A 9,799-nucleotide genomic window follows, 5' to 3' on the forward strand; every position below is an offset into this window, starting at 1 on the left:
ATTCTAATATTCTATCAATTAAACATTAGCATCTAAAAGTGTGACATTGCCACCAAGGGATTTAACTTTTTCAATAGCGGCAGTAGAAGCTGCTTGAATTTTAAATTGTAAAGGTTGTTTAAGTTCACCTTTAGCGAGAAGTTTAACGATGCCTGCATTCTTACGAATGACACCAGCTTCTTTTAAAACTTCAGCACTAATAACGACATCTTTACTAAGGGATGCACGGTCGATGGCTTGTTGAATGAGTTCAAAATTGATGATAGAAACATCTTTTCTGAAAATATTCACAAAACCACGTTTAGGCAAACGTCTGTAAAGTGGCATTTGACCACCCTCGAAGGTACCAATAGAAACACCTTTACGTGATTTCTGACCTTTTTGACCTTTACCGGATGTTTTACCAAGTCCAGAACCAATACCACGTCCTACGCGTTTTCTAGGCTGACGTGCCCCTGGATTATCTCTAATTTCATTAAGTTTCATGACGCACCAATTATTCGACTATTTGTATTAAGTGAGCAACTTTTTGAATCATACCACGATTTTCAGGTGTATCGATAATTGTAGATGTACGATTCATTTTATTTAAACGCAATCCTATCAATGTAGCCGTTTGATCTTTCGGTCTACCGATAGGGCTTTTAACTTGCTTTAAAGTAACTGTTTTTTGTTTTGTCATGATCCTATTCACCATCACGTCGGCCGATAATCTCGCCGATTCTTTTACCACGTTTTTGCGCGACAACTTTAGGCGCACATAAATTTTGTAATGCGTTTAAAGTTGCACGAATCATATTATGTGGATTTGTACTACCAATTGATTTTGCAACAATGTCTTGAATGCCCAATGCTTCAAAAATCGCACGCATTGGTCCACCAGCAATAATACCAGTACCAGCAGGCGCAGACCTTAAAACAACAGAACCAGCACCATAGCAACCAGTTACATCATGATGGAGTGTACGACCTTCACGCAAATAGACACGAAGCATATTACGTTTAGCTTTTGTCGTCGCCTTTGTCACAGCTTCAGGTACTTCACGTGCCTTACCTGTTGCAAAACCAACGCGTCCTTTACCATCACCAACGACAATAATTGCGGCGAAAGCGAAACGACGTCCGCCTCTAACAACTTTTGCAACACGGTTTACGGAAACAAGCTTCTCAAATAATTCAACTTCATCTCTGGGTTGACGTTCTGCAGATGATTGACGTGCCATCATATTTTCCTTAAAATTCTAAACCATTTTCACGAGCAGCATCGGCCAACGCTTTGATACGGCCATGGAAAAGATATCCACCACGATCAAAAAACACTTGAGTCACACCACTAGTTTTCGCACGTTCTGCAATAAGTTTGCCAACTGCAATTGCTGATTCTACGTTGCCTTTACCTTTAATAGATAAAGCTTTATCTAAAGAAGACGCAGATGCCAATGTTATAGATTTATTATCATCAATAATTTGAGCATAAATATTTGAATTGGAGCGAAATACAGTAAGACGCATACGTCCATTATTAACCTGGGCTAATCTATGACGTTCTCTTGTTCTACGACGCTCGAAATTTTGGTTCAATTTCATTTTAGGACCACTTAATTACGGTTATTTCTTCTTACCTTCTTTTCTTAAAACTACTTCATCATCATACTTTATGCCTTTACCTTTGTAAGGTTCAGGTGGTTTATAACCACGTATATCAGATGCAATTTTGCCAACTTTTTCTTTGTTGGTACCAGAAATGGTAATTGCAGTAGGTTTAGGACAGACAATAGTAATATCTTGAGGAATAGGATAACGAATTTCATGACTAAAGCCAAGATTTAAAACTAAAACCTTATCTTGGATTGCAGCCTTAAAACCAACGCCGTTAATTTCAAGATTTCTTACAAAGCCTTGAGATACACCTTTAACAATGTTCTCAATTAATCTTTTAGTTGTTCCCCACATCATACGAGATTTTTTCTCGTCTTTATCAACAGGGTTAACTTGAATTAAATTATCATGTTTCTCAACAATCACAAGCGGTGTCAATTGAAGTGATAACTCACCCAATTTGCCTTTTGCTTTTACAATATTGTTATCTATTGTGACAGCAACGCCTTCAGGAATAGAAACGGGATATTTACCTACACGGGACATTAAATCGCTCCTAGAAAATCTGGCAAATAACTTCACCACCAACATTTGCCTGACGTGCTTCAGCATCCGTCATCAAACCTTTGGGCGTTGAAATAATTGCAATTCCTAAACCATTATAGACTTTTGGTAACGCATTCACATCTGAATACATACGTCTTCCTGGTTTGGAAATTTTTTTAATGAAAGAAATAACAGGTGCCCCATCATAATATTTCAAATCGACATCAAATTCAGCGATGCCTGGTCTTATTTCTCGATGCTTGAAACCGCGAATATAACCTTCACGTTGCATAAGATTAAGAATTTGTTCTTTATGTTTAGAGACTGCACATGTTACACGGTTGAGTCCTGCCTGCTGGGCATTACGAATTCGTGTTAACATATCAGCAACTGGATCACTCATGACCATGTGATTATCCTACCAACTTGATTTAACAACACCAGGGATCATCCCTGAAGAACACAATAACCTGAGCGCAACGCGAGCAAGTTTATATTTACGATAATATCCTCTTGGACGACCTGTCAGCTCACAGCGATTACGAACACGTACACGTGCGCTGTTGCGTGGAAGTTGTGCAAGTTTTAAAACAGCATCAAATCTATCTTCATCAGTCACTTCTTTATTTTGAATGATGGTTTTTAAAGAAGAACGTCTTGCCTTAAATTGCACGACGAGTTTTTGTCTTCTTTTATTTTTTTCAACTGAACTTGTTTTCGCCATTGCTCAATTACCTTTTAATGATTGGCACATCAAATGCGACGAGCAAAGATTTTGCTTCAGCATTTGTTTTTGCACTCGTAACGATAATAATATCCATTCCACGTACTTTATCAATTTTATCGTAATTGATTTCCGGGAAAACGATTTGCTCTTTTAAACCAAGCGCATAATTACCACGACCATCGAAGCTTTTATCAGAGAGACCTCTGAAATCGCGTACACGAGGTAAAGCGATAGTCACAAGACGATCTAGAAATTCAAACATCCGATCGCCACGCAAAGTAACTTTGCAACCAAGATTCATGCCTTCACGAAGCTTGAAAGCAGCAATAGATTTTTTTGCTTTCGTTACTTGCGGCTTTTGACCAGAAATCAACGTTAAATCAGATACGGCTGAATCAATTTTTTTAGAATCACGTGCAGCTTCGCCAACACCCATATTAATAACAATTTTTTCAAGTTTTGGCACTTGCATCGAATTTTTATAAGAAAACTCTTTTATAAGAGCTTGCTTAATTTCGTCATTATATTTTTTTCTTAAACGGACCATTTTGATTCACATTACCTATCAATAAGAGATCCACTTGCTTTAGCAAAGCGAGATTTTTTACCATCAACTAACTTATAACCAATGCGCGTAGGTTTTTGGGATTCTGGATCTATATGTGCTACATTAGATACATGAATTGAAAGCTCTTTGTCAACAATCCCACCCGCGTCTAATTGCGTTGGTTTTTTATGTTTCTTGACAATATTGATGCCTTCAACCTTCACACGGGATTCTTTTGGGAATACTTCACGTACTTTCCCAGTTTTACCCTTGTCTTTTCCTGCGATGACAACAACGTCGTCACCACGCTTTATTTTCATTTTTATAGCCATTTATAGCACCTCTGGCGCAAGAGAAATAATTTTCATATAACCCTTACTTCTTAACTCACGTGTAACAGGTCCAAAAATACGTGTGCCTATTGGATCACCTGCTTTATTGATAAGGACAGCTGCATTACGATCAAATCGAATATAACTACCATCAATACGACGCACAGCTTTAACCGTACGCACGATGACAGCACGTTGTACGTCACCTTTTTTAACTTTACCGCGGGGAATTGCATCCTTCACAGCAACCACGATGACATCACCAACCGACGCTGTGCGCCTGCCTGTGCCACCTAAAACTTTAATACATTGCACTTCGCGGGCACCTGAGTTGTCGGCAACTTGCAATCTTGATTCAACCTGTATCATTCCTAATTCCTTAATAAGGCAAACTTATTAACTAATTATTTTCAATAACGACTTCCCATCTTTTCGATTTAGATAAGGGCCGTGTTTCAATAATTTTTATGAGATCACCAATTTTGAACTGGTTTAGCTCATCATGGGCGGCATATTTTTTCGAACGTTTAATAAACTTCTTATAAATAGGATGCTTATACATACGTTCAATTTTTACGGTTACTGTCTTGTTACATTTGTCTGAAACAACAACCCCTTGTAATACACGTCTTGGCATTTTACACCTTTAATTCGTTGTTTGTAATGTTTCAGTCATCACAGTCTTTAACCGAGCTATATCACGTCTTATAATTTTAAAACGTGCTGTGTTTTTTAGCTTGCCGTTTGCTCTTTGAAAACGAAGACTTAATTGTTCTTTACGTAACTGAACTAAATCTTCTTTCAATTGAGCATTCTCTTTTAGTCGTAATTCTGTAGCTTTCATCCTACTGCTCAACTCCGATGCGTGATACGATTTTCCAGCCAATAGCGAGTTTTTCCCCGGCTAATCCCAATGCTTCTTGAGCAACCTCTTTCGAGACCCCTTCAAGTTCAAACATTATTCGACCTGGCTTCACACGGGCGGCCCAATATTCCACAGAACCTTTTCCACTACCCATACGAACTTCAGCTGGTTTACTTGATACAGGAACATCAGGGAAAATGCGTATCCAGAGTTTCCCTGCACGTTTCATACAACGTGTAATCGCACGTCGAGCTGACTCGATTTGACGCGCTGTTACACGACCTGGTTCTAGGGCTTTCATACCATAGGAACCAAAATGCAATGTTGTGGCACCCTTCGCAAGGCCATGAATACGACCTTTATGTGCCTTTCTAAATTTAGTTTTTTTTGGCGCTAACATGATCTACTCTCAAAGTGCTACACGAGTGTTTTGTTGATCTGACATTTTTTTATCGAGTGCATATGGATCATGATCCATAATATCACCACGATAAATCCATACTTTTACGCCAACAGCACCAGCTGTTGTACGTGCAGTTGCTTCACCATAATCTATATCAGCGCGCAATGTATGTAAAGGCACACGTCCTTCACGATACCATTCCATACGTGCAATTTCAGCGCCGCCTAAACGACCACTTGTATTAATACGAAGACCCAACGCACCCGCTCTGAAAGAAGCTTGCATTGCTTTTTTCATCGCACGTCTAAAACCAACACGTCTTTCAAGCTGTTCTGCAATATTTTTAGCAACAAGCTTTGCATCAAGTTCAGGTTTACGTACTTCTACGATATTTAAAGTGACTTCTGATTTATTGATTTTTGTGAGCTCAGCACGCAATTTATCAATATCAGCACCCTTACGACCGATAACAACACCAGGTCTTGCAGAATGGATTGTAATTCTTGCTTTACTAGCAGCGCGTTCAATAACGACGCGGCTAATACCAGCTTGTGAAAGTTTAGCGTGAACATATTCACGTATCTTTAAATCTTGGTGGAGATAGGTTGCATAGTTTTTACCAGCAAACCATCTTGAATCCCAAGTTCTATTGATTCCTAACCTTAAACCAATGGGGTTAACCTTCTGTCCCATTAATTAAGCTCCCTTTCTGCAACAATGATGGTCAATCGACTAAACATTTTAATAATCGGTGCGGCACGTCCTTTGGCTTGTGGCCTAAAACGACGCATCTTAATGCCTTTACCAACATAAGCTTCCTGAACATAGAGACTATCAACGTCCAAGGAGTTATTATTTTCTGCATTGGCAATCGCAGATTTTAACGCCTTTTTCACTTCTATTGCAACTCTTTTTTTACAAAAAGTGAGAGTTGTTAGAGCATCAGCGGCGCGCATGCCCCGAATAAGGGCTGCAACCATGTCTAATTTACGCGTGCTTGTGCGAATATTATCACGAACAGCAACAGCTTCGTTTTCAAGATGTGCAATACGTGACATATTAGCCTCTCTTCGCTTTCTTGTCAGCAGTATGACCATAATAGGTACGGGTTGCTGAAAATTCACCCAATTTATGTCCAATCATATGTTCAGTCACATATACAGGAATAAATTTTTTACCGTTATAAACACCAAAGGTAACGCCAACAAATTGCGGAATAATTGTTGATCTGCGTGACCAAGTTTTAATAATTTCCTTTCGTCCAGAATCCTTAACAGCCTCAGCTTTTTTAATTAAGAATCCGTCGACAAAAGGTCCTTTCCAAATTGAACGAGCCATATTCAAACGTCCTTACGATTGATAACGTCTACGAATAATAAATGCATCTGTGCGCTTATTATTTCTAGTACGCTTACCTTTAGTTGATTTACCCCATGGCGTCACTGGATGACGTCCACCTGATGTTTTACCTTCACCACCACCATGAGGGTGATCAATTGGATTCATGGCAACACCACGGACAACCGGACGACGTCCAAGCCAACGGCTACGACCAGCTTTACCAAGGTTGATGTTCTTTTGGTCTGGATTGGAAACAGCGCCAACACTTGCAATACAATCAGATGAAATCAAACGCAACTCACCAGAAGTAAGTTTAATTTGCGCATTCGCACCATCACGACCTGCAAGCTGTGCATAAGTTCCAGCTGAACGTGCCAATTGACCGCCTTTACCAGGTTTCATCTCGATATTATGGATGATGGTACCAACGGGCATACTTTTAAGTGGCATTGCATTGCCAGGCTTCACGTCAACTTTATTACCAGCAATAACTTTATCACCAGCTGACAAACGTTGCGGTGCTAAAATATAGGCTAATTCACCATCTTCATATTTAATCAACGCAATAAAAGCTGTTCGGTTTGGATCATATTCAATCCGTTCAACAGTTGCTGACATGTCCCATTTGGTACGTTTGAAGTCGATCAAACGATACCGTCTTTTATGACCGCCACCTTGGTGCCAAACAGTTATACGGCCGCTATTATTACGACCTGCTTTTTTGTTTAAACCTTCCGTGAGTGTCCTTTCAGGTTTCCCTTTCCAGAGCTCACTACGATCAACTATAACAAGTTGTCGTGTTGAAGGCGTTGTTGGTTTAAAACTTTTAAGTGCCATCTTAGACCCCAGCCGTCACATCAATAAATTGACCTTCTTTAACAGTGACAATGGCTTTTTTCATATCAGATCGTTGGCCACGTCTACCTTTGAAGATTTTTGTCTTTCCTTTACGGATAAGCGTATTTACGCGCTCAACCTTAACTTTGAAAATTTTTTCAACAGCTTGCTTAACGTCTTCTTTCGTCGCAGTTAAAGGCACTTCAAATACTATTTGTCCAAACTGACCAATAGTTGTTGTCTTTTCTGTTACGATCGGACGTGTAATTGTCTGATAAATCTTTTCATCAGAAATTGGTTTTTTCGGTTGATAACAACCCCATCCACGTTTCATTATAAGCGAGCCTCTAAATTTTCTACTGCTTCTTTCGTTAAAATCAATTTTTCACGACGTAAAATGTCGTAGACATTTGCACCAATTGATGGAAGCGCATCAATATTTTTAATATTGCAAATAGCTGATTTGAACGATTCGTTAACGGCCGAACCATCAATAAAGAGTGCTGATTGAATACCCATATTTTGAAGCGTATTAATCATTTCTTTTGTTCTATGGTTTTCAACATGAAGATTATCAACAATAATTAAATTGCCAGCTTCACGCTTAGAAGCGATAGCGCTTCTTAAACCAAACTGTCTAACCTTTTTAGTTAAAGAATGTTCGTGCGATCTTGGTACTGGACCATGTGCAACAGCACCTTTTCTGAACTGTACAGATCTTAAGCTACCTTGACGGGCACGACCAGTCCCTTTTTGCTTCCAAGGTTTCTTTGTTGTACCCGTTACGGCGCTAATATTTTTTGCAGAATGCGTCCCAGCACGTCTTTTGGCCAATTGCCATAAAACAACACGGGCTAAAATGTCCTGCCTTACAGGTCCCGCGAAAATATGATCAGATAAATCAAGCTGACCAAGATTTTCGTTTTTTAAATTTACTAAATTAAACTGCATCTCTGAATCCCTCTACAATCATTGCTCGGTTTCTTGCACAGGAGATGCAACTTGTTGCACTTCTTGAGCAGAGGCCTGAGGCATAATACATGCTGCGGGGTAAGGTGCAGATTCTGGAAGTTGACGCTTGAATGCATCACTTACATAAAGATATGAACCTTTATGACCAGGTACTGGCCCTTTAACAAAAATAAGACCGCGTTCATCGTCAGTTGAAACAACACGTAAATTTTGAACAGTAACGCGTTCGGCACCTAATTGACCAGCCATTTTCTTGTTTTTGAAAACTTTACCTGGATCTGTACGATTACCCGTAGAACCATGACTACGATGCGTGAGTGACACACCATGCGATGCACGAAGCCCATGAAAATTGTGACGCTTCATAGCACCCGCAAAACCCTTACCAAGGCTTTTGCCGACGACATCAACAAATTGTCCAACCACAAAATGTGATGGCAATAATTGAGCGCCGATAGCTACAACCGCATCATCACACACACGAAATTCGCGCATATGTTTTTTTGGCTCAACCTTAGCTATTGCGTAATGACCACGCATTGGTTTTGATGTGTTTTTTATCTTTGCAGCACCAACACCAAGTTGAAGCGCAGTATATCCATCACGTTCTTTAGTCTTGACATTGACAACTTGACAATTGTCAATTTTTAATACGGTTACAGGAACATGTTCACCAGTTTCTGTAAATATTCGCATCATCCCTAGCTTTTCAGCAATTAGACCGGTGCGCATTTATTTCACCTCTATAGCTTAATCTCAACATCAACACCAGCTGCAAGCTCTAACTTCATGAGCGCGTCAACGGTCTGAGGGGTTGGTTCAATTATATCCAATAATCGTTTGTGTGTTCTCATTTCGAACTGTTCACGCGACTTTTTGTCGATGTGCGGTGAACGGTTGACTGTGAACTTATGGATATGCGTGGGCAATGGAATTGGTCCACACACGCGGGCTCCGGTTCTTTTCGCCGTATTGACAATCTCGTTAGCAGATTGATCAAGAACGCGATGATCGTAAGCCTTTAGTCTTATTCTAATATTCTGGTTTTCCATTATAGCATCCATTAAAAGCTACGCTTGCGCGCAACTATAATATAATCTGTCAGAGCAGACTGAAGTTCAGACACTCTGACAGAAAATTCTTAATTAAGCAATGATTTTCGCAACAACGCCAGCACCAACTGTACGACCACCTTCGCGAATCGCGAAACGTAAGCCTTCGTCCATAGCGATTGGGCAAATCAATTCTACATCAAGTGTTACGTTGTCACCAGGCATAACCATTTCCATACCAGATGGTAATGTGCAAACACCGGTCACATCCGTTGTACGGAAGTAGAATTGTGGACGATAATTGGTAAAGAATGGCGTATGACGACCACCTTCTTCCTTGCTAAGAATATAAGCTTCGCAAGTGAATTTTGTATGAGGATTAATTGTACCTGGTTTTGCTAAAACTTGACCACGTTCAACATCTTCACGCTTTGTACCACGAAGAAGTGCGCCGATATTATCGCCTGCTTGACCTTGATCAAGAAGCTTACGGAACATTTCAACGCCAGTGACGATTGTTTTTTGTGTTGGTTTAACGCCAACAATTTCCATTTCTTCGCCGACTTTAACAACGCCAC

22 protein-coding genes are annotated in these 9,799 nt (G+C 39.9%); all 22 read right to left on the reverse strand.

All coding sequences use genetic code 11. From position 1 onward, the window contains the following. Positions 1–18: 18 nt before the first annotated feature. The gene (gene rplO, locus Q8L85_05820; protein MDP1724202.1) at positions 19–486 is read right to left on the reverse strand and encodes a 50S ribosomal protein L15; all 468 of its coding nucleotides are present in this window, start codon (positions 484–486) and stop codon (positions 19–21) included. A 10-nt stretch (positions 487–496) separates the two neighbouring features. After that, on the reverse strand, positions 497–682 hold the full coding sequence (gene rpmD / locus Q8L85_05825) for a 50S ribosomal protein L30 (protein ID MDP1724203.1): 186 nt from the start codon (positions 680–682) through the stop codon (positions 497–499). 4 nt (positions 683–686) lie between these two features. After that, complete coding sequence (gene rpsE, locus Q8L85_05830) at positions 687–1,223, reverse strand: 30S ribosomal protein S5 (GenBank protein MDP1724204.1); 537 nt, start codon at positions 1,221–1,223, stop codon at positions 687–689. A gap of 10 nt (positions 1,224–1,233) precedes the next feature. Continuing rightward, positions 1,234–1,587 (reverse strand): 50S ribosomal protein L18, encoded by a 354-nt coding sequence (gene rplR / locus Q8L85_05835; GenBank protein ID MDP1724205.1) that lies wholly within the window; start codon positions 1,585–1,587, stop codon positions 1,234–1,236. Between the two features lie 21 nt (positions 1,588–1,608). After that, positions 1,609–2,145, reverse strand: coding sequence for a 50S ribosomal protein L6 (gene rplF, locus Q8L85_05840; GenBank protein ID MDP1724206.1), 537 nt, complete (start codon positions 2,143–2,145; stop codon positions 1,609–1,611). 10 nt (positions 2,146–2,155) lie between these two features. After that, positions 2,156–2,554, reverse strand: a complete 399-nt coding sequence (gene rpsH / locus Q8L85_05845; GenBank protein MDP1724207.1) for a 30S ribosomal protein S8 — start codon at positions 2,552–2,554, stop codon at positions 2,156–2,158. A 9-nt stretch (positions 2,555–2,563) separates the two neighbouring features. Continuing rightward, positions 2,564–2,869 carry a 30S ribosomal protein S14 gene (gene rpsN, locus Q8L85_05850; GenBank protein ID MDP1724208.1) on the reverse strand — a complete coding sequence of 102 codons (306 nt, stop codon included), beginning with the start codon at positions 2,867–2,869 and terminating at the stop codon, positions 2,564–2,566. A gap of 7 nt (positions 2,870–2,876) precedes the next feature. After that, positions 2,877–3,419 (reverse strand): 50S ribosomal protein L5, encoded by a 543-nt coding sequence (rplE, locus tag Q8L85_05855; protein ID MDP1724209.1) that lies wholly within the window; start codon positions 3,417–3,419, stop codon positions 2,877–2,879. A gap of 11 nt (positions 3,420–3,430) precedes the next feature. Then, on the reverse strand, positions 3,431–3,739 hold the full coding sequence (gene rplX, locus Q8L85_05860; GenBank protein ID MDP1724210.1) for a 50S ribosomal protein L24: 309 nt from the start codon (positions 3,737–3,739) through the stop codon (positions 3,431–3,433). A 12-nt stretch (positions 3,740–3,751) separates the two neighbouring features. Beyond that, positions 3,752–4,120 carry a 50S ribosomal protein L14 gene (gene rplN / locus Q8L85_05865; protein ID MDP1724211.1) on the reverse strand — a complete coding sequence of 123 codons (369 nt, stop codon included), beginning with the start codon at positions 4,118–4,120 and terminating at the stop codon, positions 3,752–3,754. Between the two features lie 31 nt (positions 4,121–4,151). After that, positions 4,152–4,388, reverse strand: a complete 237-nt coding sequence (gene rpsQ / locus Q8L85_05870) for a 30S ribosomal protein S17 (protein ID MDP1724212.1) — start codon at positions 4,386–4,388, stop codon at positions 4,152–4,154. Positions 4,389–4,397: 9 nt separating this feature from the next. Beyond that, positions 4,398–4,595: a 50S ribosomal protein L29 gene (rpmC, locus tag Q8L85_05875; GenBank protein MDP1724213.1), complete on the reverse strand. Its 198-nt coding sequence runs from the start codon at positions 4,593–4,595 to the stop codon at positions 4,398–4,400. Between the two features lies 1 nt (position 4,596). Then, positions 4,597–5,016, reverse strand: coding sequence for a 50S ribosomal protein L16 (gene rplP / locus Q8L85_05880; GenBank protein ID MDP1724214.1), 420 nt, complete (start codon positions 5,014–5,016; stop codon positions 4,597–4,599). A gap of 9 nt (positions 5,017–5,025) precedes the next feature. Continuing rightward, positions 5,026–5,712, reverse strand: a complete 687-nt coding sequence (gene rpsC, locus Q8L85_05885; GenBank protein ID MDP1724215.1) for a 30S ribosomal protein S3 — start codon at positions 5,710–5,712, stop codon at positions 5,026–5,028. Next, positions 5,712–6,077 carry a 50S ribosomal protein L22 gene (gene rplV / locus Q8L85_05890; protein ID MDP1724216.1) on the reverse strand — a complete coding sequence of 122 codons (366 nt, stop codon included), beginning with the start codon at positions 6,075–6,077 and terminating at the stop codon, positions 5,712–5,714. Before rplV ends, rpsC begins: the two co-directional genes overlap by 1 nt. Before the next feature lies 1 nt (position 6,078). Then, positions 6,079–6,357: a 30S ribosomal protein S19 gene (rpsS, locus tag Q8L85_05895; GenBank protein MDP1724217.1), complete on the reverse strand. Its 279-nt coding sequence runs from the start codon at positions 6,355–6,357 to the stop codon at positions 6,079–6,081. 12 nt (positions 6,358–6,369) lie between these two features. After that, on the reverse strand, positions 6,370–7,197 hold the full coding sequence (rplB, locus tag Q8L85_05900) for a 50S ribosomal protein L2 (protein ID MDP1724218.1): 828 nt from the start codon (positions 7,195–7,197) through the stop codon (positions 6,370–6,372). Position 7,198: 1 nt separating this feature from the next. After that, the gene (locus Q8L85_05905) at positions 7,199–7,531 is read right to left on the reverse strand and encodes a 50S ribosomal protein L23 (protein MDP1724219.1); all 333 of its coding nucleotides are present in this window, start codon (positions 7,529–7,531) and stop codon (positions 7,199–7,201) included. Then, positions 7,531–8,148, reverse strand: coding sequence for a 50S ribosomal protein L4 (gene rplD, locus Q8L85_05910; protein ID MDP1724220.1), 618 nt, complete (start codon positions 8,146–8,148; stop codon positions 7,531–7,533). The genes Q8L85_05905 and rplD overlap by 1 nt, the downstream gene beginning before the upstream one ends. A gap of 18 nt (positions 8,149–8,166) precedes the next feature. Continuing rightward, on the reverse strand, positions 8,167–8,901 hold the full coding sequence (gene rplC / locus Q8L85_05915; protein MDP1724221.1) for a 50S ribosomal protein L3: 735 nt from the start codon (positions 8,899–8,901) through the stop codon (positions 8,167–8,169). A gap of 11 nt (positions 8,902–8,912) precedes the next feature. Continuing rightward, positions 8,913–9,221: a 30S ribosomal protein S10 gene (gene rpsJ / locus Q8L85_05920; protein ID MDP1724222.1), complete on the reverse strand. Its 309-nt coding sequence runs from the start codon at positions 9,219–9,221 to the stop codon at positions 8,913–8,915. A 93-nt stretch (positions 9,222–9,314) separates the two neighbouring features. After that, the coding region (locus tag Q8L85_05925) for an EF-Tu/IF-2/RF-3 family GTPase (GenBank protein MDP1724223.1) at positions 9,315–9,799 on the reverse strand (485 nt) is incomplete at its 5' end.

This window comes from Alphaproteobacteria bacterium, from assembly GCA_030680745.1.
In the GTDB taxonomy this organism is placed as follows: domain Bacteria; phylum Pseudomonadota; class Alphaproteobacteria; order JAUXUR01; family JAUXUR01; genus JAUXUR01.